The sequence below is a fragment of the Aeromonas encheleia genome (genome assembly GCF_900637545.1).
Classification (GTDB): Bacteria; Pseudomonadota; Gammaproteobacteria; order Enterobacterales; family Aeromonadaceae; genus Aeromonas; species Aeromonas encheleia.
In genome coordinates, this window is record NZ_LR134376.1 from 3,156,314 (window position 1) to 3,179,575 (window position 23,262).

A 23,262-nucleotide genomic window follows, 5' to 3' on the forward strand; every position below is an offset into this window, starting at 1 on the left:
CGGCTGAAGACTCGTCAAGCCGGGCCCCGTTGGCTAAGCTGCTCCCCCGTCGACGATTCCCGCGAGGATGCAAGATGCCGTTCCCTTCCCCCACCCTGGCCGCACGCGGCCTGCTGCTGAGCCTGATGCTGATGCTGACCGCCTGCCAGCCCGCCCCGACCCAGCTTCGCATTCAGGGCAAGACCATGGGCACCTTCTACGTGGTGACGGTGAACGACGCCTTTCCGGGGGGAGAGGCGGCGCTGCAGCGCGAGGTCGATACCCTGCTGGTGCGCATGAATCAAGAGATCTCCACCTATGATCCGGGCTCGATCATCTCCCGCTTCAATCAGGGGCCGGCCGGGGTGCCCATGCTCATACCGGCCAGCATGGCCAAGATTGTGCAACAGGGCATAGACGCGGGCCAGCTCACCGGCGGCAGGCTGGATGTGACCGTGGGCCCGCTGGTCAACCTGTGGGGCTTCGGGCCGGACAAGCGCCCGGTCAAGCGGCCGACGGCGGAGCAGATCGCCAAGGCCCGCGACAGAGTCGGCATCGACAAGCTGAGCCTGACGAACCAGGATGGCAAATTCCTGCTCGGCAAAGCCATCCCCGATCTCTATCTGGATCTCTCCACCCTGGGGGAAGGGGCGGCCGCGGACGAGCTCGCGACGCTGCTGGAGGGCAAGGGGGTAGGCAACTACCTCATCGAGGTGGCGGGGGCCGTGCGCAGCGAGGGCCACAACGCCAAGGGCAACCCCTGGCGGGTGGCCATCGTCGAACCCTCGGACCGGCCCGGCGCCATCGAGGACGTGGTGATCCCGAACGGCATGGCGCTCAGCACCGCCGGCAGCTATCGCAACTACTACGAGCTGGATGGCCGGCGTTACTCCCACATCATAGATCCCGCCAGCGGCGCCCCGGTGACCCACAGGCTGGTCTCCGCCAGCGTGATCACCCACACCGCGCTGGAGGCCGACGCCCTCGACACCGCGCTGATGGTGATGGGGCCGGAGCCGGCGCTGGCCTTCGCCAGGGAGCATAAGCTGGCGGTCTATCTCATCGTCAAGACCGAGCAGGGCTTCGAGGCCAGGTTCAGCCCCCAGTTCGCCCCCTATCTGGTCCCCAAACAGCCATAAAAACGGGGCCCCACTGCGCGGGGCCTCGCTGTTTTAAAGACGGCGCGACTCGATGGGAATACGGTGGGGCGCCGGGGTCACTGTCTGTTTGGGTAGCCGCAGGGTGCGTTCATCCTTGCTCTGACTGTCGTGCTGGCGGACCTCCGCCTTCAGGGTCACCAGCTTGCCGTGCACATCCACGTGGAGGTCCCCTTCGCCACTCCGGGCTGCTCGGCCCGGTGGTGGAGCGCGCCTTCGGCGACATCAAGCCAGTGGCCGCCGAGATCAAGTGGACCGACGGGACCCTGACCGCCGACAAGGTGCTCCCCTTCTAATCCCCACAGCCGGCCGGATCGGCAGACGGACGCGCCGCCCGGCTGCCTGCCCCGTAGAGGACAAACACCAGCACGCAAATCGCGGTCATCACGGTGAACAGGGCCGGGCCGCCCCACACCTGCAGCAGCCAGCCTCCCACCAGAGGTGAGAGCGCCCAACCGAGCCCAGCCAGGGCGCTTGCCCCGAAGTAGCTCCCCTTGAGGTGGGCCGGCGCCATCTCGTCGATGAGCACGTTAAAAAGCGGAAACAGCACCGCCTCCCCCACGCTCAACAAGAACACCGCCACCAGCCAGGGCCACAGCAGGGCCGGACTCGACAGGGCGAACAGCACCTGGGCGGCCGCCATCAGCAGGATGGAAAACTGCAGCCGCAGGCTCACCCGCCAGCGCCGGGTCAGGTGCAGCAGGGGGAACTGCAGGGTGATGATGGTCAGCGCATTGGTGGCCACCAGCAGGGCCACCAGGGTCTCCACCTCGGGGGCACCGGCGCGGGTCAGGTACTGGATCAGCGGCGACTCCACCTGGGCGTAGACCAGCATCATCAGCAGATTGGCGAGGATAAACAGCATGAAGGCCCGATCCCGCCCCACCACCTTGAGCATGGCCCCCAGGGTGAGGCCCGCATCCGGCCGGCTGGCGCACTCGCGGCGAAAGCCGAACTGGAAGGCGATGCCGAGCAGACCATAGCTGACGGCCGTCACCACGAAGGTCTCCTGGCGCGCGCCGAGCCCCACCATCACGCCGATGAGGGGCCCCACCCCCGCCCCCACGTTGAGCAGGAAGTAGCGCAGGTGCTGGGCCAGCTCCCGCTGCCCCTTCTCGGGCAGCAGATCCCCCATCAGCGCCTTGCCCGGGGTATCGATGAAGGCGTAGGAGAGGCCGGAACCAAACACCCCGAGGGCGATGAGCCAGAGGGAGTGACCAAAACCGAGCAGCAGGTAAGCAACGCACGACAGGGCGCAGCCCAGCAGCAGTATGGTGCGCCGGCCTAGCTGGTCGGAGAGCCAGCCGACGTAGAAGCCGATGAGGCAGGAGAGCACAGCCGCGCCGCCCAACAGTACCCCGATGCCGGAGGCCGACAGAGCGTACTCCCGGTAGAGCAGGATGGAGAGGAAGGGCCAGACCATGAAGAAGCTGGTGCGCACCATGAAGGTGCCCAGGATCACGATCCAGACCAGAGGGGGAAAGGGGGGCAGGCGCATGGGAACTCCTTGTCACGCAATGGCAGCATAGCCGCAGGGAAAAGCATTCATTGGTATCAAAAGACACCCATTTACACAATCCCCGCTCATAAAAAATGCCGCCCCGAGGGACGACTGCTGATCCGGCCGGCGTCACACCAAATGGAAACCTTGATGCGCTGGATGTTGCGGCTCAGCTCATCGGATACCGCACCTTGCTGGCCGCAGACGCTGGCGATCTGGATCCCCAGCTCGGCGATGCTGGTGGCCGTGTCGGCGCGCCCCTGCCGGGAGGCGATGGCCTCGCCAGGGCGCACCGGCTGGCGGTCTACCTCATCGTCAAGACAGAGCAGGGCTTCGAGGCCAGATTCAGCCCCCAGTTCGCACCCTACCTGGTCCAGAAGAGATCATGAACGGCGGGGCTTAGCGTAAAAACCGCGGCGCCACCCCATGTTCAATTGCCTGGCTGCAGACTTTGGTGGCACACTTCAGTCACCCGCCCGCAGCGTCCCGACCCAAGCAGATGCAGACTCCCGAGCCAGAGAAGAAAGCCCAGCCCAAACCCAGGCGCATCCTGCTGGTCAACGAACAGCGATCCTTCCAGATGATGATGAAGGCGATGCTGATCAACATCGGCATCAACCGCATCACCTATGTCAACTCGGCCGACGAGGCGCGGCGCCGCTGCCAGAAGGAGAGCTTCGACATCTATCTGCTCGACTACGAGCTGGGGGCCGGAGAGAACGGCCGCCAGTTGCTGGAGAGCCTGCGGGATCAGCAGCTGATCCCGCCCCAGAGCGTGGTGATCATGGTCAGCAGCGACGGCTCTCGCGCCATGGTGCTGAGCGCCCTCGAGGCCGAGCCCGACGAATACCTGATGAAGCCCTTCTCCCAGGAGCAGTTCTCGTTTCGTCTCAAACGCGCCCTCGCCCGCCGTCAGGCGCTGGAGAGCGTCTTTATCGCCCTCACCAAGGACGATCCATCGGCGCTCATCGAAGCCTGCGCCACCCAGGCCGACGCCGTGCCGCGCTTTGCCAACTTCTGCCGCTGCCTGCAGGCCGACACCCAGCTCAAGCTCGGTCAGGCCAGGGAGGCCCGCAGCCTGATGCGCCAGCTGCTGGCCGGCCAGGAGAACAGCTGGGCCAGGCTGACCCTGGGCAAGGCCTGCCACACGCTCGAACTGCACGAGGAGGCGGTGAGCCACCTGCAGGCGACACTCAAGAACACCCCGCTGATGGTGGAGGCCCACCTCTGGCTGGCGGAATCCCAGCTGGCGCTCGGCAAGGGGGAGATCGCCCAGCAGGAGCTGCGGCGGGCGGTGGACATCTCGCCCCAGTCGGTGCAACTCTCCCGCCGTCTGGCGGAGGTGTGCCTGCTGCGCCACGACTACGGCCAGGCCAAGGATGTACTGCTCGCCCTCATCGATCTGTCGCGCAACTCCATCCACCGCACCCCGCACTACCTGGGGGCCTACATCCAGACCCTCACCCTCTATGCCCTCAACAGCAACGACAGCTACCACATCGCCAACCTGCAGAAGCAGGTGAACTCGGCGCTGTCACGCATTCGCGATTCGCTGATGATGGCGGAGTTCAACTACCCGGTGTTCGAGCAGATCTGCCAGGCCCGGGTCCAGATCGCCCTCGGCGAGCTGCTCAAGGGCAAGAAGATGCTCTATCGCGCCAACCAGAACTGGCTGGATCGGCCGGAAACCATGCCCCCCGCCCTGCTCGGCGAGACCATACTGGCGCTCTATCAGCTCGGCGAGTTCGAGTACGCAGAGAGCCTGCAGGCGCTGCTGGCGGAGGATGAGGATCGGCTGCTCACCACCTGCATCCAGGTGACCCGCGACGACAAGACGGTGCAGGAGCGGCGCCAGCGCTATCAGCAGCTCAACGACCTTGGCATCAAGGCCTATCAGGGCGGGGAGCTGGAGCAGGCCCTCGGCCACTTCCGCGAGGCGCTGCGCCGGGCGCCGGCCAATACCGGCGCCGCCCTCAACAAGATCCAGGTGCTGTTGCAGCTGATGCAGAAGAACCGCAAGAGTCCGGAGTTCGGCGCCGAGTGCAAGGAGACCCTGGAGGTGCTGGAAGGCATCCCCTTGAATCCTGCCCAGCAGGATCGCTTCCGCAAGCTGCGCCAGGAATTTAACCAGTTCAACTAGCCAGCCGGGCCGGCGCCTCACCTATGCTGATACAGACTCAGCAAGGAGAGGCGACAGCATGGCGATGTGCCGATATCTGGTGGCGGATGGCCGCCACTGCAGCGAAGAGGCGGGGGAACACGACTTGTGCCGCTGGCACGATCCCCAGGCCGATCATCAATCCCCCGACACCGCCCAGGCGCTGGAGCACTACGTTCGCCAGGGCGGGCTCTGTCACGGCCTGCAGCTGGCCCGCGCCGAGCTGGCCGGCCTCAACCTGGTGAACAAGCAGGATCCCCAGGGCTTTCTGCTGGAGCAGTGCAACCTCTATCGCGCCAACCTGCGTGGCGCCCACCTCTACGGCATCCGCTTTCGCGGCGGCAGCCTGATGAAGGCGGATCTCAGCGACGCCAACCTGCACTGCGCCCAGCTGCACGACATCAACCTGCTCGGCCTGCGCTGGAAGAACACCCGGCTCGACAATCTGGATACCGGCAAGCGGCTGATGCAGGACCGCAAGGGGCGCAAGGAGCGGGATCCGGCGCAGGCCCGCATCTGGTTCAAGGAGGCGGAGGAGACCTACCGGGACCTGCGCAAGGCCTCGGAGGCCCAGGGCATCTTCACCATGTCCGGCCGCTACATCCAGCAGGAGCTGACCATGCGCCGGCTGCAGCTGCCGCTCTGCTCCTACCAGCGTTTCGCCTCCTGGATAGTGGATCTGTTCTGCGGCTACGGCGAGGCGCCGATGCGGGTGGTGCTGTTCTCCCTGCTGCTGATCCTCATCTGCAGCATCTTCTACTTCTTCTTCGGCCTGAGCTTCAACGGCAACCACCTCATCTATCGCCCCGAGGCGTCCCTCGAGCAGAACGCCATCTTCCTGCTGGAGTGCCTCTACTACAGCGTGGTGACCTTCACCACCCTGGGCTACGGCGACTTCACCCCCACCGGCCTGTCGCGGATCTTTGCCGCCTTCGAGGCCTTCACCGGCAGCTTCACGCTGGCGCTGTTTGTGGTGGTGTTTGTCAAGAAGATGACCCGCTAAAACTTGTCCACGATCTTGCTGCGAGGCCGTGATCAAGGTTCATATGCTGCTCGCTTATGTGTAACCAGGAGCTCTCATGTATACATATACACTCCGGTTCCTGCGCTTCACCTTGCTGACGACCTCTCGCGACAGATCGTGAACAGGTTCCGATGCAAGTTCAGGAGCGGCACCGGGCGTCCCCCGGAACTTGCATCCAGACCGGATTCCTAGTCCAATAGCGACTAATAAAAACGACATGAGCATCCCGGACATGAAGATCATCTCTTTCAATATCAATGGCCTGCGCGCCCGTCTTCATCAGCTGCAAGCCATCATCGACAAGCACCAGCCGGATGTGATCGGCCTGCAGGAGATCAAGGTACACGACGATGCCTTCCCGGTGGCCGACGTGGAGGCCATGGGCTATCACGTGGTGTTCCATGGCCAGAAGGGTCACTACGGGGTGGCCATCATGAGCAAGCAGCCGCCCCTCGAGGTGCAAAAAGGCTTCCCGACCGATCCCGAGGATGCCCAGCGCCGCATGATCATGGCCAGCTTCAAGCGCGAGGATGGCTCCCTCATCAAGGTGATGAACGGCTACTTCCCCCAGGGCGAGAGCCAGGATCACGAGACCAAGTTCCCGGCCAAGCAGAAGTTCTATGAGGACTTGCAGCACTACCTGGAGACCCACCACACCCCGGACGATCAGCTGGTGCTGATCGGCGATGTGAACATCTCCCCCACCGATCTCGACATCGGTATCGGCGAGGCGAACCGCAAGCGCTGGCTGCGGGATGGCAAGTGCTCCTTCCTGCCCATAGAACGCGAGTGGATGGAGCGCCTGAAAGGCTTCGGGCTGACCGACACCTTCCGCGCCGCCAACCCCACAGAGTGCGAGCGCTTCTCCTGGTTTGACTACCGCTCCAAGGGCTTTGACGAGAACCGCGGCCTGCGCATCGATCTCATCATGGCGTCCAACGCGCTCAAGGACAAAGTGACCGAGACCGGCATCGACTACGAGCTGCGCGGCATCGAGAAGCCCTCCGATCACGCCCCCATCTGGGCCTGCTTCGCCTGACCCCTCGCCAGTGGGGGCGCCCTGCCCCCACTGCTTTCCGCCTGACTCCCGACCTCCCCTCGTCAGGGATTGTCGTAATCCCCCCCGCTTTCCCCCTATAGATCCTGTATGGAGCCGACAACTTCCCCTGCCGAGCAGCTCCAGTTCAACTTTGTCACTTTATTATTAAAAAACCCGCATATATCAAGATGTTGAGTTTGTAAACATGATGTTGTCCAGGTTTGTTAATAACAACGAAAAAGCGGGCCGTCGCGGCCCGTCCAGCCAGCGTGTAGGAGTGAAGGATCACCCCAACGGGCTGCGAGTATTGCGACGCGGTTGCATCGCCCTGGCGCTGGCCGGCGCCCTGACCGGCTGTGGCGACGACGCCGCCAGCCAGGTCCAGGCGCCGCCCCCGGTGCCCGTGGTGGTGGCCGAGGTCAAGCTGACCGACGTCCCGCTCACCACCGAGATGGTGGGGGAGACCGCCGGCTTTCGTGAGATCGATGTGCGCTCCCGGGTGAACGGCATCCTGCTGCAGCGCACCTACATCGAGGGCCAGCCGGTCACCGCCGGTCAGGCCCTGTTCCTGATCGATCCTGAACCCTACAAGGTGGCACTGGAGCAGGCCAAAGGCACCCTGGCCCAGGAGCAGGCGCGCCTCAACAAGGCCCACGCAGATCGGGATCGCATCATCCCGCTCTACAAGCGCCAGGTGGTGAGCCGGCAGGATTACGACACCACCATCGCCAACTACGAGGCGGCCGTGGCCAGCCACCAGGCGGCCAAGGCCAAGGTGAAGGAGGCGGATCTCAACCTCAGCTACACCCAGGTGACCGCCCCCATCAGCGGCATGGCGAGCAAGAGCTCCCAGTCCGAGGGCAGCCTCATCGCCACCGGCGGTGACAGCGGTCTGCTCACCACCATCACCCAGTTCGATCCGCTCTACGTGAACTTCTCCTACTCGGAGCAGGATCGCCTCAACTTCGAGAACTCGGTGAAGAAAGGGCTGATCGAAGCCAGGGACGCCACCAACTGGCGCACCCATATCCGCCTCGCCGACGGCTCCGTCTACCCGCAGGCGGGCAAGCTCAACTTCTCCGACAGCCGGGTCGATCCGCAGACCGGCACCATCCGGGCCCGCGCCATCTTCGATAACCAGGAGGGTAAGCTGCTGCCCGGCCAGTTCGTGCGCATGACCATAGAGCTCGGCCTGCGCAAGCACGCCATAGTGGTGCCGCCGCGCGCCATCGTCCAGTCCCAGGCCGACCGCATGGTGATGGTGATCGATGCCGACAACAAGGTGGTGCCGCGGCCGGTCAAGCTCGGCCAGAGCGTGGACAGCGGCGTGCTGATCGACAGCGGCCTCGAGCCCGGTGAACGCTACATCGTCGAGGGCCTGATGAAGGCTCGCCCGGGCGCCGTGGTCAAGCCGGTCTCGGCCGCCGAGATGAAGGCGATCAACGCCAAGATGGTCAGCCAGATCGCGGCCAAGTAAGGAGTTCGTATGTTTTCCAAGTTCTTCATCGAACGCCCCATCTTCGCCAGCGTCATCTCCATCATCATAGTGCTGGGCGGGCTGGCGGCGATGCGAGCGCTCCCCATCGAGCAGTACCCGCAGATCACCCCGCCGGTGGTCTCGGTCACCGCCTTCTACCCGGGGGCCACCCCTGAGGTCATCTCCCAGACGGTCGCGGCTCCCCTCGAGCAACAGATCAACGGGGTGGAGGACATGCTTTATATGCAGTCCGGCTCCGCCTCCAACGGTCAGATGAACCTCAACGTCTACTTCGAGATAGGCACGGATCCGGATCAGGCCACCATCAACGTCAACAACCGGGTCAGCGCGGCCATGGCCCAGCTGCCGGAAGAGGTGAAGAAGCAGGGGGTGACGGTCAAGAAGAAGTCGACCTCCATCCTGCAGGTGGTGACGCTGCAATCCCCCGGCGGCACCTTCGACACCACCTATCTGTCGAACTACGCCCTGCTCAACATCATCGATGAGCTCAAGCGCATCCCCGGGGTCGGCGACACCACCCTGTTCGGCGGCACCGACTACGCCATGCGCATCTGGCTGCGGCCGGACCGGCTGGCCCAGCTCGAGTTGACCCCGAGCGACGTGATCGGCGCCATCCGCGAGCAGAACACCCAGTTCGCGGCCGGCAAGATCGGCGCCCAGCCCACCACGGCCCCGGTCGACTTCACCTACACGGTGCAGACCAAGGGACGGCTCGAGGATGTGCGCGAGTTCCAGAACATCATCATCCGCTCCATGCCGGATGGCTCCAAGATCCGGGTGAAGGACGTGGCCAGGGTCGAGCTCGGCGGCAAGGACTACGACCTGCTGGCCAAGGCCAACGGCAAGCCCGCCATCGGCATCGCCACCTACCTGCAGCCGGGCGCCAACGCCGTGGCGGTCGCGGATCAGGTGCATGCCACCATGGCGCGGCTCAAGGAGCGCTTCCCCCAGGACATCGAGTACCAGATCCCCTACGACACCACAGAGTTCGTGAAGATCTCCATCGAGGAGGTGGTCTACACCCTGTTCGAGGCGATAGTGCTGGTGTTCGTGGTGGTCTACCTGTTCCTGCAGAACCTGCGCGCCACCCTGATCCCCTGCATCGCGGTGCCGGTGTCGCTGATCGGCACCTTCGCCGGCATGCTGCTGCTGGGCTTCTCCATCAACCTGCTGACCCTGTTCGGCATGGTGCTCGCCATCGGCATAGTGGTGGATGACGCCATCGTGGTGCTGGAGAACGTCGAGCGGATCATGCAGGAGAAGAAGTGCTCGCCCAAGGAGGCCGCCATCCTCGCCATGCAGGAGGTGTCGGGCCCGGTGGTCGCCATCGTGCTGGTGCTGTGCGCCGTCTTCCTGCCGGTCGCCTTCATGGGCGGCATGACGGGGGTGATGTACAAGCAGTTCGCCATCACGGTGGCGGTGTCGGTGGCCATCTCCGGCCTGGTGGCGCTGACCCTGTCGCCGGCCCTGTGCGCCGTGCTGCTGAAGGAGGGCCATCACAAGCCGGCCCGCTTCTTCGTCTGGTTCAACAACGCCTTCGATGGCCTGACCCGCCGCTACGTGCGCGGGGTGGCCTTCCTCAACCGCCGGGTCGGGGTGGCGTTCACCATCATCGCGCTGATCCTGGTCTCCATCTACGGCCTGCTGCTGAAGGTGCCGGGGGAGCTGGTGCCGAACGAAGATCAGGGCTACCTGCTCTCCGCCATCATGTTGCCGGACGCGGCCGCCCTCACCCGCACCCAGGCGGTGGCGAACGACTTCGACCGCATGGCGATGGCGAACCCCAACATCAAGGACGTCATCACCTTCTCGGGCTTTGACATCCTCTCCAACGCCATCATCAGCAACAGCGGCATCAGCTTCATCACCCTCAAGGACTGGCGCGATCGCCAGGGCGAGGGGCAGGACTCCTTCTCCCTGGCCAAGACCCTTCAGGGCATGAGCCTGATGGGGCTGGCGGACGGCTTCGTCGCCTCCTTCAACCCGCCTCCCATCACCGGCATGTCCACCACCGGCGGGCTGGAGGCCTACCTGCAGAACCGCAGCACCGGCGATGCCCAGGCCTTCTCGGCCGAGGTGCAGCGCTTCCTCGAGGCGGCGAAGGCGCGTCCCGAGTTCGCCAGCGTGACCAGCACCTACCGCGCCAACGTGCCCCAGGTCTACCTGGATCTCGACAGGGAGAAGGCCAAGGCGCTGGGGCTGCCCATCAACGCGGTGTTTGACACCATGCAGGCCACCTTCGGCCAGGTCTATGTCAACGACTTCAACCAGTTCGGCCGCACCTACCGGGTCCAGCTGCAGTCCGAGGCGGACTACCGCGCCAAGAAGAGCGACATCCGCAACGTCTATGTGCGCTCCAACAAGGGGGAGATGATCCCGCTCAGCAGCCTGGTGACGGTGCGTGACGCCACCGGCCCCGAACTGGTCGAGCGCTTCAACATCTTCCAGGCGGCCAAGATCATGGCGCAGCCGGCGCCGGGTTACAGCTCGGGTCAGGCCATCGCCGCGCTGGAAGTCGTGGCAAACGACACCCTTGGCAACGACGCCAAGCTGGAGTGGACCGGCTCCGCCTATCAGGAGAAGGCCTCCGCCGGCAGCGCCGGCACCGCATTCGGCTTCGGCATAGTGATGATCTTCCTCATCCTGGCCGCCCAGTACGAGCGCTGGAGCCTGCCGTTTGCGGTGATCACCGCGGTACCCTTCGCCCTGTTCGGCGCCCTGCTCGCCACCTGGGCGGTGGGGCTCACCAACAACGTCTACTTCCAGATAGGGCTGGTGACCCTGGTCGGCCTGGCGGCCAAGAACGCCATCCTGATCGTGGAGTTCGCGGTGATGAAGCACGAGGAGGGGATGAGCCTGATCGAGTCGGCGCTGGAGGCGGCGCGACTGCGTTTTCGCCCCATCATCATGACCTCGCTGGCCTTCATCCTCGGCTGCGTGCCGCTGGTAACCTCGAGCGGCGCCGGTGCCGCCAGTCGTCATGCCCTCGGCTGGCCGGTGATCGGCGGCATGCTGGCGGCGACCTTCATCGCCACCTTCTTCATCCCGCTCTTCTTCCGCCTCATCATGAAACGATCTGAACAACGGGGGGCCCCGCTGCCGCCTCCCAAACCCTGACCCAGAGCCCCCGCCGATGCGGGGGCTTTTTTTATCCGCGCCAAGCCACCACTGAGCAGATTGCGACCAAGTTCAGGTTCCCATCACATATTCGCCCCTTATGCCCAGGCCATACCTTGACCTTCTCCTGTAGGTAAGGTTTACATTTCACCTATCCGTCAGAGGGAAAGCATCCATGTTGTCATCGAGATTGCCCACAGAGCTCATCGCCCGGCTGTTGCTGGCGCTGGTGCTCGTCTGCAATCTCACGCTCTGCATCAGCTGGCATGGCGCGGCGACGGCAGAGATGGCCATGGCCGCCGACACCCTGGTCATGACCGACGCCGCAGAGATGTCGTCCGCCATGCAGGGGCTACCCTGCCACGATGCCGGCAACGGCATGGCCGGCGCCGGCATGAGCCAGGGAGACTGCCAGATGCACGGCGGCCTCACCTCCCCGGGTGCGGGTATCCCCCTGCTGGCGGCGCTGCTGACCCTGTTTGCCCTGCCCCTGTTGCTCATGCCCCGCCCGGGCGCCACCGCGTCCCTGCTGGATCAGTGGCTGCGGGATCCCTTCCTGCGCCAGCGTGGCACCCATCCCCCCTCCTGGCCCAGACGGCATCTGATGCTCTCTGTGCTGCGCCATTAGCGTGATCTTCTCCCCCTGCAAGGTGTGGCCTGGCCCGACCTTGCACGCTGTGCCGTGCACCTGCTGATCCGTCGGCGGTGCTCCGTTTGCCGCCCCGTTCGTACGTTGTGAGGTTGTGAGAGGCAAGCCTGCCCAAGCGGGCACGCCTGTCCGGGTCTGAGAGACCCGCACTCCGACGACGACCCGGCGGCCCGACACGAGAGAAGATGTACCATGTCACCAGCCAACTTTGTCGCCTCCCCGGGCGCCCCGTCCTCCTGCACTTTCTGCATGCAGATCCGCGCCGGAGGCCTGTCATGAACAAGAGCCTGCTGATGTCCGCGCTGCTGCTCGCCCTCGGCGCCGGCGGCGGCTACTGGGCCGCCAGCCAGACCGCCGGCAGTGGGCCTGAGGCGAAGGCCCCGCTCTACTGGGTCAACCCCATGGATCCGCGCGATCGGCGCGACGCCCCCGCCAAGGACAACATGGGGATGGACTTCATCCCCGTCTATGAGGAGCAGAAGAGCGGCTCCCCCGGCACCGTCACCATCAGCCCCGAGATCCAGCAGAACCTGGGGGTACGGCTCGCCAAGGTAGAGCGCCTGCCCCTCCACCAGCAGATCGAGACGGTCGGCTACGTGGGCTACGACGAGGAGCGGCTGGAGGCCATCAATGCCCGCATGGCGGGCTGGATCCGCACCCTCGCCATCAAGAACGAGGGCCAGCGCATCGCCAAGGGCAGCTTCATCTACGATCTCTACGCGCCGGATCTGGTCAACGCCCAGCACGAATACCTGCTGGCGCTCAACACTGCCAACCCGCTGCTGCTGCGCGCCGCCGAGGGCAAGCTCAAGTCCCTGCAGGTACCGGCGGATCAGATAGCCACCCTCAAGCGCAGCCGCCAGGTGAGCGAGACGGTGCGCATCTATGCCCCGAGCAGCGGCTATGTCTCCGAGCTCAAGGTGCGCGAGGGCCAGTACGTAGAGCCCGCCGCCGCCCTGTTCAACATCAGCACCCTGCAACAGGTGTGGGTCAGCGCCGAAGTGTTTGAGCGCCAGGCCGGCCAGCTGAAGGTGGGCGACCCTGTCACCATGACCCTGGATTACGCCCCCGGCCGGCGCTGGCAGGGCAAGGTGGATTACCTCTACCCCACCCTGGACGCCGTCACCCGCACCCTCAAGGTGCGGCTGCGCTTCGACAACCCGGACGAGTTTTTGAAACCCAACATGTTCGCCAAGGTGAGCATTCGCAGCGGCGAGGGCGAACCCCAGATGGTGGTACCGAGTGAGGCGGTGATCCGCACCGGCAGTCAGAACCGGCTGGTGCTGGCACTGGGGGATGGCGGCTTCAAGTCGGTGGCGGTCACCCTGGGCGCCCAGTTCGGTGACAGGGTCGCCATCCTGGACGGGGTCGAGCCGGGGGACAACATAGTCTCCTCGGCCCAGTTCCTGCTCGACTCCGAATCCAGCATCGACTCCGACTTCCAGCGCATGACGGCGGTGCGGCCGCAGCAGATCTGGACCCAGGGGGAGATCCAGACGCTGGATCTGGCGAGCCGCACCCTGACCGTCGCCCACCAGCCGATCCCCGAGTGGCAGTGGCCCGCCATGGAGATGGACTTCGCCGTGGCAGATGGCGTCGACATGAGCAAGCTCGTTCAGGGGCAGCGCCTGCACCTGCAGGTCGAGCAGCAGGGGGACGAGTATCGCATCGTCAACATCCATGTCGAGGATGCCTCCGCCAGCCAGGCCGCCCCCGCCAAGGATGAGATGAAGGGCATGGAAAACATGGAAGGCATGGACCACAGCCAGCACCAGATGGGGGACAAGCCATGATCCCATCCATCATCTGCCGCTTTGCCGGCAACCAAGCCCTGCTGCCTGCGCGCCAAGCGAGAGGAGCCAGATCATGATCCCTTCCATCATCCGCTGGTCCGTCGGCAACCGCTTCCTGGTGTTGCTGCTCACCCTCATGCTGACCGCCTGGGGGCTCTGGTCGGTCAAGCAGACCCCGGTCGATGCCCTGCCGGATCTCTCCGACGTGCAGGTGATCATCAAGACTTCCTACCCGGGCCAGGCGCCTCAGGTGGTGGAGGATCAGGTCACCTACCCGCTCACCACCGCCATGCTGGCGGTGCCGGGCGCCACCACGGTGCGCGGCTACTCCTTCTTCGGCGACTCCTTCGTCTATGTGCTGTTTGACGACAGCACCGATCTCTACTGGGCCCGGGCCCGGGTGCTGGAGTACCTGAGCCAGGTGGCCCCCAGCCTGCCCGGTTCGGCGCAGCCCCAGCTCGGCCCCGACGCCACCGGGGTGGGCTGGGTCTACCAGTACGCCCTGGTGGACAGGAGCGGCAAGCACGATCTGAGCGAGCTCACCTCCCTGCAGAACTGGTTCCTCAAGTACGAGCTGCAGACGGTGAACGGGGTCTCGGAGGTGGCGACCGTGGGCGGCATGGTGCGCCAGTACCAGGTACGGGTCGATCCCGACAAGCTGCGCGCCTACGGCATCCCGCTCTCCCTCATCCAGACCGCCATCGAGCAGGGCAACCAGGAGACCGGCGCCTCCGTCATCGAGATGGCGGAAGCCGAGTATATGGTGCGCTCCAACGGCTATCTGAAGAGCGTCGAAGATCTCAAGCAGATACCCCTCGGCACCCAGGTGCGGGGCGCCCCCCTGCTGCTGGGAGACGTGGCGGATGTGATCACCGGCCCCCAGAGCCGGCGCGGCGTCGCCGAGCTCAACGGCGAGGGCGAGGTGGTGGGCGGCATCATCGTCATGCGTTTCGGCGAGAACGCCCAGCGCACCATAGACGGGGTCAAGGCGCGGCTGCGCGATCTCAAGAGCAGCCTGCCGGAGGGGGTGGAGGTGGTCACCGTCTACGACCGCTCCGATCTCATCCAGCGCGCCATCGACAACCTCTCCGGCAAGCTCATCGAGGAGTTCGCGGTGGTGGTGCTGGTCTGCCTGGCCTTCCTGTTCCACCTGAGATCCTCGCTGGTGGTGGTCATCACCCTGCCCATCGCGATTCTGGTGGCCTTCATCGTCATGCACCTGCAGGGGATCAACGCCAACATCATGTCCCTTGGCGGCATCGCCATCGCCATCGGCGCCATGGTGGATGGCGCCATAGTGATGATAGAGAACGTCCACAAGCATATGGAGCGCACCGAACTCACCGACAAGAACCGCTGGCAGGTGATCGCCGAGGCGAGCATAGAAGTGGGGCCCGCCATCTTCTTCTCCCTGCTCATCATCACCATGAGCTTCCTGCCGGTGTTCGCGCTGGAGGCGCAGGAGGGGCGTATGTTCCATCCCCTCGCCTACACCAAGACCTACGCCATGGCTGCGGCGGCCGGGCTCTCCATCACACTCGTTCCCGTCATCATGGGCTACTTTATCCGCGGCAAGGTGCTGGCGGAACAGGCCAACCCCCTCAACCGCTGGCTCAGTCAGGGCTATATCCCGCTGCTCAACGCCGTGCTGGCCCGCCCCAAGACCACCTTGCTGCTGGCGCTGGCAGTGACCGTCATCGGCTTCTGGCCGCTCAGATATCTGGGGTCCGAGTTCATACCGCCGTTCGATGAGGGGGACATCATGTACATGCCCACCACCGCGGCCAACATCTCGGTGGGCAAGGCCAGGGAGATACTGCAGCAGACCGACAAGCTGATCCGCACCGTGCCCGAGGTGCAGAACGTGTTCGGCAAGGCGGGGCGCGCCGACAGCGCCACCGACCCTGCCGATCTGGTGATGATGGAGACCAGCATCCAGCTTAAAGATCGCGACCAGTGGCGCCCCGGCATGACCCCGGAGAAGCTGAAGGAGGAGCTCGACTCCCTCATCCAGTTCCCCGGCCTCACCAACGCCTGGGTCCCCCCCATCAAGACCCGCATCGACATGCTGGCCACCGGCATCAAGACCCCGGTCGGCATCAAGATAGCCGGTCCGGATCTCAAGGTGATCCAGCGACTCGGCCAGCAGCTCGAGCAGATCGTCGGCAAGGTGGAGGGGGCGGCCTCGGTCTACGCCGAGCGGGTGGCCGGTGGCCGCTACGTCAAGGTGGACATAGACAGGCTCAAGGCGGCCCGCTATGGCCTCAACATCGCCGACGTGCAGGCGGTGCTGGCCACCGCCGTCGGCGGCATGGACGTGGGTCAGACCATCGAAGGCCGCGAGCGCTATCCCATCAACCTGCGCTATCCCCAGAGCTACCGCGACTCGGTGGGGAGCCTGGAGCTGCTGCCGCTGGTGACCCCCAAGGGGGAGCGGATCGCCCTGGCGGACGTGGCCCGCGTCTACATCAGCGACGAGGCCCCCATGCTGCGCAGCGAGAACGCGCGCCTCAACGGCTGGGTCTACGTGGATATCCGCGAGCGGGACATCGGCTCCTTCGTGGCCGATGCCAAGGCTCAAGTGGACAAGCAGCTGGTGCTGCCGGCGGGCTACGCCCTCACCTGGTCCGGTCAGTACGAATACATGGAGCGGGCCAAGGCGCGCCTCGCCTACGTGGTGCCGCTCACCCTCGCCATCATAGTGCTGCTGCTCTATCTGGCGTTCCGCCGCATGCAGGAAGTGCTGCTGATCCTCACCACACTGCCGCTCGCCGTGGTCGGCGGTATCTGGACCGTCTGGCTGCTGGACTTCAACCTCTCGGTGGCGGTGGGGGTGGGTTTCATCGCCCTGGCCGGGGTGGCGGTGGAGACAGGCGTGCTGATGCTGGTCTACCTCAACCACGCCTGGGACGATCTGCTGGCCCGTGGCAAACCCGACTTGCGCGGCCTGCATCAGGCCGTCATCCAGGGCGCCGCCCTGCGGCTGCGCCCCAAGATGATGACGGTGGTCACCATCATCGCCGGCTTGCTGCCCATCATGTGGAGCCACGGCACCGGCTCTGAGGTGATGCAGCGCATCGCCGCGCCCATGATAGGCGGCATGGTGACGGCCCTGGTGCTGACCCTGCTGGTGCTGCCCGCGGCCTTCTATCTGTGGCGCCGCCGTGGCCTTGCGCCCGGGCAGGCCGACTGATCCGAATTTACAACCGATACAAATTCAACGACTTCAAGGAAAACACCATGAACTACAAGACGCTGACCCTGACCCTGCTGCTTGGCCTCGCCTCTCTCCAGGCCCGGGCCGAGATGACCATGAACCACGAGGGGCACGACATGTCCCAGATGGAGGGGATGGAGATGAAACCGACAGAGGAGATCGTGATGACCAAGGGGGTCATCAGCCGCATCGACGAGGCGAACCAGAAGGTCGGGATCAAGCACGAGGCCATCGCCAACCTCAAGATGCCCGCCATGACCATGGTGTTCGTGCTGGCCGACCCGGCCCTGCTCAAGGGCCTGCAGGTGGGGGATGCGGTCGGCTTCCACGCCGAGAACCCGGCCGGCAAGCTGACCATCACCCGGCTGCAGAAACAGTAAGATACGCACCGGACAAGAAGACGGCGGGCACTGGGCCCGCCGTTTCTTTATCTGCTCTCTCGGCCGGATTCAGCCGCGAATATGGTCGATGAAGGCGTCGATCTGCTCGCGGCCGCAGGCCGGGTTCATGAACACCGCCTTCTCGCCGGCGATGTAGGAGTACTTGCCGCGGGCGTCATAGTCCGAGCGCGCCACCGCCTCCACCCAGTTGGTGAACAGCCCCACCTTGCCGCGCCCCTTGAACAGGCTGCGGTGATAGTCGGTGTTGCGCGCCAGCCTCGCCTTGTAGGCCGCATCCGAGGTGCGCGCCAGCTCGAAGGCGAACTCGGCCTCCGGATCCTGCACCCACTCAGGGTTGTAGATCTTGAAGCCCACGCTCGGCCCCTGGTTCTCCTGGGCCACCAGCTTGACGTTGCCGAGCTGGCTCAGGCGGAAGCGGAAGTAGTTCGCATTCTGCAGGCAGTGCGCCAGCACGGTGCGATAGCCCTCGACCCCCATGTAGTTGAGCGCCGCATAGGCACCGAACAGGCCGCTGGCCCCCCGGGAACACTCGATGGTGGACTGCAGGTGGGTCTGACCCTGGATGTCCCGCTCGAAGTAGGAGAAGTTCTCCGGATCGTTCTCCATCGCCTTGAGATCCTCTTGCTCCTTGATCATCACCAGGCTGGAGGTGTAAGGCACATAGCCCCACTTCTGGAAGTCGACGGTGAAGGAGTCGGCGTATTTCAGCTCGGCGAAGCGCGCCACGTTGCGCTCTATCCCCGCCAGGGTGGCGGCGTTGATGGCGAGCGGGTTGGCGCCAAAGTCGTAATCCAGGAAGAAGATCATCGACCAGCCGATGGCCGCATCCACGTGGATGTGGGGCTTGACCGCCACCTCGAACCGCTCGCACAACCTGTCCCGCAGCTCGACCACCGGCTTGACCTGATCCACCCCGAAGGTGTCGGTGGTGCCCATGGTGAGCATGATGGTGGGGACCACGTGTTTGAGGGCGAAGCAGGCGGTCAGGGTGCGCTCGAGATCCACCAGATCGATGTCGTTGTTCTCGCCGACCTGAATGCGAATGGTCTTGTGCTCTATGTCCACCCCCAGCAGGGAAAGGTTGGTGATGTTGGAGTAGTGGCCGCCCTGGGAGTTGATGATGCGGTAATCCTGATAGTGGCCGAGCCCCTTGTGCTTGGCCTCGGGCAGGCTCTTGCGGATGCCGAGCAGGTAGCCGTAGAGGTTACAGAAGGTCCCCCCCTGGGTGAAGATGCCGGTGGCGCGGGCCGGATCGTAGCCCGCCAGCAGGGCTATCTGGCGCACCACCTTCTTCTCCAGCTCCTCGGCCACCCCGGCATACTCGGAGTAGACCAGGTTGGGGTTGGCCAGGATGCCGAGCTGGGCGCCGTAGATGGCGGGATCCGCCGACATGGTGATGACGTTCTCGACGCTGGAGGGGTTCTCCCAGTCCTTGGAGAGGGCGCCGGCAAACAGCAGCTCGGCCATGGGCTCGCCCGGGGCACGCATGGCCTGGGGCACCGGCATGGTCTCGCACAGATCAGCGAGCCGGGCCCGGCCATCGGGCCAGGCGTTCAGCCGCGCGTCCGGGGCCAGACCACGGGCACGAAACTCGTTGAGGGTGGCGAAACCGGGTTCGCGGAACACCGGCCAGAGCTCGGGATTGCGGGAGAAGTAGTGGGCTTTGACGGTGGCGAAACGACGCTCGAATGCGGGGGAGACGGCATTGACACCGTCATCTTTCAGATAAACCAGATCGCTCATTTTTAGACCATTAGTACTGCAAAGGTGCCCCGTTTATACCTCTGAGGCTGCGTTTGAGACAGCGACAATATCTAATGGCCTGCCCTACTTTTTATCATGGCAGCGGCAGGCCAAGGGCTGGCGGCGAGCCGCCCCCGGCCGGCCCGATGCCGTTTCGTGATCCGGGTCATGCCCGCCTCAGCGCAGGGCCGTCACCAGCCAGGCCTCGAGTTCTGCCAGCTCGCCCGCCTGGGCAGGAAACGCCAGCCCCAACTGGCGCAACAGGGCCGCGACGGCCTCGGGTCGATAGGCAGTGCCCGGCAGCCGCTCGGCCAGCGCATCCAGCGGCGCCGGATCCAGGCTGTCGCTGAAGATCTGCACCCGGCCGATGAGCCCCTTCTCCACGTCGAAGTGCAGCTCGACCCCGCCCCAGCCGAAGCGCTCATCCAGCTGGTGACTGAAGGCAGGCGCGTGGCCGAAGTTCCACTCCCAGCTGCGCTGACGGGCGAAGGTCTCGGCGAAGCCGGGCAAGTCCGGCAGCTGTTCGGGGGAGATGTGCTCCGGGGCGACCCGGGTACCATGATGCGCAAAGAAGGCATCCGTCAGCGCCTGAACGACCCGCTCATGATCGATTCCCGGCAGCAGCTCGCAGAGGTTGGCGACCCGGCTGCGCACCGAGGTGATCCCCTTGGCCGCCAGCTTCTTGGGATCCGGGTTCAGGTAGTTCGCGAGCCGGCTCAAGTCAGCGTCCAGCAGCAGGGTGCCGTGATGAAAACCGCGATCATGGGTCTCTCGATAGGCGGAGCCCGAGACCTTGCGATCCCCGTCCGGGGTCGCCACCAGCAGATCGTTGCGACCGGAGGCGAAGGCCTCCACCCCTAGCTGTTTCAGGGCTGACAATACGATGGCAGTGGAGAGGCTCTTGTCATAGCCGGGCTTGCCGGCCATGAAGGTGAAGCAGCTGTTGCCAAGGTCGTGAAACACGGCCCCGCCCCCGCTGCTGCGGCGGGCCAGGGTCACCCCATCCTCCTCCATCCGGCGGGTGTTGCACTCCTTCCAGGGGTTCTGGGCGCGGCCGATCACCACGGTGTTGGCGTTGCGCCACAGGAACAGCACCCGCTGGGCGGGATCCATCTGGCGGAAGATGCACTCCTCCACCGCCAGGTTGAACAGGGGATCGTGAGAATCTGAGATAAGCAGGCGCAGGGGCAGCATGGGCAAGCCTTGTCAAAACAACGGGGCTCCGATGTTACCACCTTCGGCCCCGGGTGGGAGCCGTCGCGCCAGCCAGCGGCGCGATAGGCCCGGGAGACATCAGGGCTGGTTGCGTTGCTGCAGCCAGGGCAGCGTCCGATCGATGAGCAGGACACCGGCCACCATGGCGGCCACGAACAGCCCTATCATGGGCTGGCCGCTGACGAGCAGGCTCAGCGCCGGGCCCGGGCAGATCCCGGCCATGCCCCAGCCGATGCCAAACAGCGCCGAGCCGCCGAGGAGACGCGCATCCAGCACGGGCGCGGGCAGGGTGCAGATGGCGTCACCCAGCAAGCCGTGGCTGCGGGGTTTGACCAGCAGGAAGTAGCCCGGCATGAACACCAGCAGGGCCCCGCCCATCACGAACGCCAGGCTCGGATCCCAGGCCCCCGCCACGTCGAGAAAGCCCAGGATCCTGGCCGGATCCACCATGCCGGAGAGGGCGAGGCCGAGCCCGAACAGCAGGCCGGACAACAGACTGATCAGCAGTTTCATTCCGGATCTCCTTACAGCAGGTGGTGGCTGACAAACACGGTGAGCGCACCGGTGGCCATGAAGGTGAGGGTGGCGGCGAGGGAGCGACGGGACAGCCTCCCCACCCCGCAGATGCCGTGACCGCTGGTGCAGCCATTGCCGAGCCGGGTGCCTATGCCGACCAGCAGCCCGGCCAGCAGCACCAGCGGCCAGGCCGGCAGCGTCGCGAAGCTCGGCATGGGGACCCACGCCAGGCGAAACGCCAGCAGCGCCCCGCCGCCCAGCCCCAGCAGGAACAACCAGCGCCAGGCATCCGTCTGCTGCAGGGCGCCGGCCAGGATGCCGCTGATGCCGGCCACCTTGGCATTGAACAGCAACAATATCAGGGCGGCGGATCCGATCAGCATGCCGCCCCCCAGGGCAAACAGCCATTGGCTCTCAAACATAGGCACTCCTGGTAACGGGCTCAGCCTGCTGGCAGGGTAGCCCCTTGGCTTGGCCCGCCTACTGCGACGGCGGGATGATTCATAAATTAGCGATTGCTAATGTTTGGTCATTCTACGATCCAGGTAAACATTAGCAACCGCTAATTTATAGCCGCTGCCGGCGGCAGGCGCACCCTGCCGTGGTGGCGTCGCCCTTGAGGGTGCCGGGCCGGTGAAGTTGTTTCCGAATGTTGCCGCGTTAGGAGCGGGCTTTACCTCGGCGCCGCGGATGGGTACCATCTGGCCGTCCATCAACAGCGGAGACCATCAGTGGGCAATTCATCAAGTGACAGTGACAGGCCGACCCTGATCGTCGGCACCCAGGTCGCGAGATAGCCGCAGCGTTGCCTCTGCCGCCCTCTCGCAAACCTGCGAGAAGCGGAAATCCACTCCCCTCTTCTCTCGTTTTACACTTGACGTCAGGTGAGCCCCTGTCCATGTCGGCGGCCACCTTGCCTGCATAGTTTCTGCTTCCCACAAGGAGGCTGCTATGCGCTTTGTTTCGACCCTATTGACCTCAACCCAAGCCCGTCCCCTGCTGAGCAGGCTGGGCCTGTTGCCACGCTGGCCGCGCGGCAAGCAGCGCCAGCACCACTACCGGCTGCAGATCCGTTGTCAGGATCGCGCCGACATGGAGCTGGTGCTGGGCATGGTGGCCCACAGCCTGCAACCGGCCGGGCTGCACCCCATGCAGTCGCTGCGGCCGGGCCGCGGCGATGGCCGGGAGCTGGTGCTCAACCTGAGCTGCACCCCGTCCCAGCGCCGTTACCTGGTGCAGTTCGTCCATCAGGTCGGGGTCGCTCACCCCGTTCGTTGGGAGCTGCACCCACGGCGAGGTGACGAGCCCCGGCTCAATTAAATGAAAAAGGGGCCAACTTGGTTGGCCCCGTTCAATCACACTTTAGTGCCCGCCCGCCGACGGTCTGAAAACACGGGCCGGCTCGGCCTGTGCGCCCGCTTTCCATCATCATGATGGCCTTCACCGCTCAGACGCCATTTATCGGGGCATCCGACGGCCCCCTCATCCTTGCCGAAGGCCATCTTCAACCAGAAGGAGTACGCCATGAGAATGTGGCAACAACTAGACATGATTTCCCTGCTCGACACCCTGGCCAGCCTGCTGCTGGCCTTCGTGCTGGGCAGCCTGGTTGGGCTGGAGCGCCAGTACCGCCAGCGTACCGCCGGCCTGCGCACCAACGTGCTGGTCGCCGTGGGGGCGGCCCTGTTCGTCAGCCTGGCCCAGCGCATCTATGACCTGCACGGCGGCAACTACAACGTGGTCCACGTGGTGGCCTACATCGTCTCCGGCATCGGCTTCCTCGGTGCCGGCGTCATCATGCGCGAGTCCGGCAACATTCGCGGCATCAACACCGCCGCCACCCTGTGGGGCGTGGCCGCGGTCGGAGCCGCCTGCGGTGCCGGGCTGGCCATGGAGGCTGTGCTTGGCGCCCTGTTCGTGCTGGCCGCCAACACCCTGCTGCGGCCACTGGTCAATCAGATCAATCGCCGGCCGGTGGACAACACCGACACCGAGGTGACCTATCGCGTCACCGCCCTCATCCGGCGCGAGCACCAGAAGGAGGTACTGCCCTGGCTGGAGAAGATGCTGGATCAGGCCAACTACCCCCTGAGCGAGCTGGATATCGAACCCTTCGGAGAGCAGGATCTGGAGATCTCGGCGGTGCTGCTGGCCACCTCCATCGACGGCGTCGAGCTGGATGCCCTGATGCAGACCCTGGGGCAGCACCCCTGCATCCGGCAGATCTTCTGGCGCACCAGCATCACGGATTGAGC

At 64.9% G+C, this 23,262-nt stretch carries 19 protein-coding genes; 13 read left to right on the forward strand and 6 right to left on the reverse strand.

Annotated elements, in window-relative coordinates; translation table 11 throughout:
- The first annotated feature begins 74 nt into the window (after positions 1–74).
- The gene (locus EL255_RS14630) at positions 75–1,118 is read left to right on the forward strand and encodes an FAD:protein FMN transferase (protein ID WP_042653830.1); all 1,044 of its coding nucleotides are present in this window, start codon (positions 75–77) and stop codon (positions 1,116–1,118) included.
- A gap of 33 nt (positions 1,119–1,151) precedes the next feature.
- Here the strand turns inward: EL255_RS14630 and EL255_RS14635 are convergent, their stop codons facing one another.
- Entirely contained in the window at positions 1,152–1,298 is a 147-nt protein-coding gene (locus tag EL255_RS14635; protein ID WP_232018874.1) for a hypothetical protein, read from the reverse strand.
- A gap of 130 nt (positions 1,299–1,428) precedes the next feature.
- The gene (locus EL255_RS14640) at positions 1,429–2,634 is read right to left on the reverse strand and encodes an MDR family MFS transporter (protein WP_042653831.1); all 1,206 of its coding nucleotides are present in this window, start codon (positions 2,632–2,634) and stop codon (positions 1,429–1,431) included.
- A gap of 194 nt (positions 2,635–2,828) precedes the next feature.
- Between EL255_RS14640 and EL255_RS14645 the strand changes: the two genes are divergently transcribed.
- The 10 genes from EL255_RS14645 to EL255_RS14690 all read left to right on the forward strand — a co-directional run bounded on the left by EL255_RS14645 (position 2,829) and on the right by EL255_RS14690 (position 17,512).
- A complete protein-coding gene (locus EL255_RS14645; RefSeq protein ID WP_042653832.1) occupies positions 2,829–3,026 on the forward strand; it encodes a hypothetical protein in 198 nt (65 codons plus the stop codon).
- Between the two features lie 110 nt (positions 3,027–3,136).
- On the forward strand, positions 3,137–4,777 hold the full coding sequence (locus tag EL255_RS14650; RefSeq protein WP_042653833.1) for a tetratricopeptide repeat-containing response regulator: 1,641 nt from the start codon (positions 3,137–3,139) through the stop codon (positions 4,775–4,777).
- 58 nt (positions 4,778–4,835) lie between these two features.
- Positions 4,836–5,798 carry a pentapeptide repeat-containing protein gene (locus EL255_RS14655; RefSeq protein ID WP_042653834.1) on the forward strand — a complete coding sequence of 321 codons (963 nt, stop codon included), beginning with the start codon at positions 4,836–4,838 and terminating at the stop codon, positions 5,796–5,798.
- 253 nt (positions 5,799–6,051) lie between these two features.
- Positions 6,052–6,858 (forward strand): exodeoxyribonuclease III, encoded by an 807-nt coding sequence (xthA, locus tag EL255_RS14660; protein WP_042653835.1) that lies wholly within the window; start codon positions 6,052–6,054, stop codon positions 6,856–6,858.
- A 205-nt stretch (positions 6,859–7,063) separates the two neighbouring features.
- Positions 7,064–8,335 (forward strand): efflux RND transporter periplasmic adaptor subunit, encoded by a 1,272-nt coding sequence (locus EL255_RS14665; protein ID WP_408608779.1) that lies wholly within the window; start codon positions 7,064–7,066, stop codon positions 8,333–8,335.
- Positions 8,336–8,344: 9 nt separating this feature from the next.
- Complete coding sequence (locus tag EL255_RS14670; protein ID WP_042653837.1) at positions 8,345–11,473, forward strand: efflux RND transporter permease subunit; 3,129 nt, start codon at positions 8,345–8,347, stop codon at positions 11,471–11,473.
- Between the two features lie 175 nt (positions 11,474–11,648).
- Positions 11,649–12,101 (forward strand): hypothetical protein, encoded by a 453-nt coding sequence (locus EL255_RS14675; RefSeq protein ID WP_042653838.1) that lies wholly within the window; start codon positions 11,649–11,651, stop codon positions 12,099–12,101.
- A gap of 296 nt (positions 12,102–12,397) precedes the next feature.
- Positions 12,398–13,915 carry an efflux RND transporter periplasmic adaptor subunit gene (locus EL255_RS14680; protein ID WP_042653839.1) on the forward strand — a complete coding sequence of 506 codons (1,518 nt, stop codon included), beginning with the start codon at positions 12,398–12,400 and terminating at the stop codon, positions 13,913–13,915.
- Between the two features lie 73 nt (positions 13,916–13,988).
- Positions 13,989–17,108: an efflux RND transporter permease subunit gene (locus tag EL255_RS14685; protein ID WP_042653840.1), complete on the forward strand. Its 3,120-nt coding sequence runs from the start codon at positions 13,989–13,991 to the stop codon at positions 17,106–17,108.
- A gap of 47 nt (positions 17,109–17,155) precedes the next feature.
- Positions 17,156–17,512: a copper-binding protein gene (locus EL255_RS14690; RefSeq protein WP_042653841.1), complete on the forward strand. Its 357-nt coding sequence runs from the start codon at positions 17,156–17,158 to the stop codon at positions 17,510–17,512.
- 69 nt (positions 17,513–17,581) lie between these two features.
- Here the strand turns inward: EL255_RS14690 and EL255_RS14695 are convergent, their stop codons facing one another.
- The 4 genes from EL255_RS14695 to EL255_RS14710 all read right to left on the reverse strand — a co-directional run bounded on the left by EL255_RS14695 (position 17,582) and on the right by EL255_RS14710 (position 21,429).
- Complete coding sequence (locus EL255_RS14695) at positions 17,582–19,276, reverse strand: pyridoxal phosphate-dependent decarboxylase family protein (RefSeq protein WP_042653842.1); 1,695 nt, start codon at positions 19,274–19,276, stop codon at positions 17,582–17,584.
- 177 nt (positions 19,277–19,453) lie between these two features.
- A complete protein-coding gene (locus tag EL255_RS14700; RefSeq protein ID WP_042653843.1) occupies positions 19,454–20,470 on the reverse strand; it encodes a lipoate--protein ligase in 1,017 nt (338 codons plus the stop codon).
- Between the two features lie 99 nt (positions 20,471–20,569).
- The gene (locus tag EL255_RS14705) at positions 20,570–21,004 is read right to left on the reverse strand and encodes a YeeE/YedE family protein (RefSeq protein WP_042653844.1); all 435 of its coding nucleotides are present in this window, start codon (positions 21,002–21,004) and stop codon (positions 20,570–20,572) included.
- 11 nt (positions 21,005–21,015) lie between these two features.
- The gene (locus EL255_RS14710; protein ID WP_042653845.1) at positions 21,016–21,429 is read right to left on the reverse strand and encodes a YeeE/YedE family protein; all 414 of its coding nucleotides are present in this window, start codon (positions 21,427–21,429) and stop codon (positions 21,016–21,018) included.
- Positions 21,430–21,958: 529 nt separating this feature from the next.
- Here EL255_RS14710 and EL255_RS14715 point away from each other — a divergent pair.
- Positions 21,959–22,327 carry a hypothetical protein gene (locus EL255_RS14715; protein WP_042653846.1) on the forward strand — a complete coding sequence of 123 codons (369 nt, stop codon included), beginning with the start codon at positions 21,959–21,961 and terminating at the stop codon, positions 22,325–22,327.
- Between the two features lie 204 nt (positions 22,328–22,531).
- Positions 22,532–23,260 carry an MgtC/SapB family protein gene (locus tag EL255_RS14720; RefSeq protein ID WP_033130404.1) on the forward strand — a complete coding sequence of 243 codons (729 nt, stop codon included), beginning with the start codon at positions 22,532–22,534 and terminating at the stop codon, positions 23,258–23,260.
- Positions 23,261–23,262 lie beyond the last annotated feature (2 nt).

Bases quoted from the DNA above. Each gene is read 5' to 3' on its own strand.
- EL255_RS14630 (WP_042653830.1), top strand. From the start codon at position 75: ATGCCGTTCCCTTCCCCCACCCTGGCCGCACGCGGCCTGCTGCTGAGC.
- EL255_RS14640 (WP_042653831.1), bottom strand. From the start codon at position 2,634: ATGCGCCTGCCCCCCTTTCCCCCTCTGGTCTGGATCGTGATCCTGGGC.
- EL255_RS14650 (WP_042653833.1), top strand. From the start codon at position 3,137: ATGCAGACTCCCGAGCCAGAGAAGAAAGCCCAGCCCAAACCCAGGCGC.
- EL255_RS14655 (WP_042653834.1), top strand. From the start codon at position 4,836: ATGGCGATGTGCCGATATCTGGTGGCGGATGGCCGCCACTGCAGCGAA.
- xthA (WP_042653835.1), top strand. From the start codon at position 6,052: ATGAAGATCATCTCTTTCAATATCAATGGCCTGCGCGCCCGTCTTCAT.
- EL255_RS14665 (WP_408608779.1), top strand. From the start codon at position 7,064: ATGATGTTGTCCAGGTTTGTTAATAACAACGAAAAAGCGGGCCGTCGC.
- EL255_RS14670 (WP_042653837.1), top strand. From the start codon at position 8,345: ATGTTTTCCAAGTTCTTCATCGAACGCCCCATCTTCGCCAGCGTCATC.
- EL255_RS14675 (WP_042653838.1), top strand. From the start codon at position 11,649: ATGTTGTCATCGAGATTGCCCACAGAGCTCATCGCCCGGCTGTTGCTG.
- EL255_RS14680 (WP_042653839.1), top strand. From the start codon at position 12,398: ATGAACAAGAGCCTGCTGATGTCCGCGCTGCTGCTCGCCCTCGGCGCC.
- EL255_RS14685 (WP_042653840.1), top strand. From the start codon at position 13,989: ATGATCCCTTCCATCATCCGCTGGTCCGTCGGCAACCGCTTCCTGGTG.
- EL255_RS14690 (WP_042653841.1), top strand. From the start codon at position 17,156: ATGAACTACAAGACGCTGACCCTGACCCTGCTGCTTGGCCTCGCCTCT.
- EL255_RS14695 (WP_042653842.1), bottom strand. From the start codon at position 19,276: ATGAGCGATCTGGTTTATCTGAAAGATGACGGTGTCAATGCCGTCTCC.
- EL255_RS14700 (WP_042653843.1), bottom strand. From the start codon at position 20,470: ATGCTGCCCCTGCGCCTGCTTATCTCAGATTCTCACGATCCCCTGTTC.
- EL255_RS14705 (WP_042653844.1), bottom strand. From the start codon at position 21,004: ATGAAACTGCTGATCAGTCTGTTGTCCGGCCTGCTGTTCGGGCTCGGC.
- EL255_RS14710 (WP_042653845.1), bottom strand. From the start codon at position 21,429: ATGTTTGAGAGCCAATGGCTGTTTGCCCTGGGGGGCGGCATGCTGATC.
- EL255_RS14715 (WP_042653846.1), top strand. From the start codon at position 21,959: ATGCGCTTTGTTTCGACCCTATTGACCTCAACCCAAGCCCGTCCCCTG.
- EL255_RS14720 (WP_033130404.1), top strand. From the start codon at position 22,532: ATGAGAATGTGGCAACAACTAGACATGATTTCCCTGCTCGACACCCTG.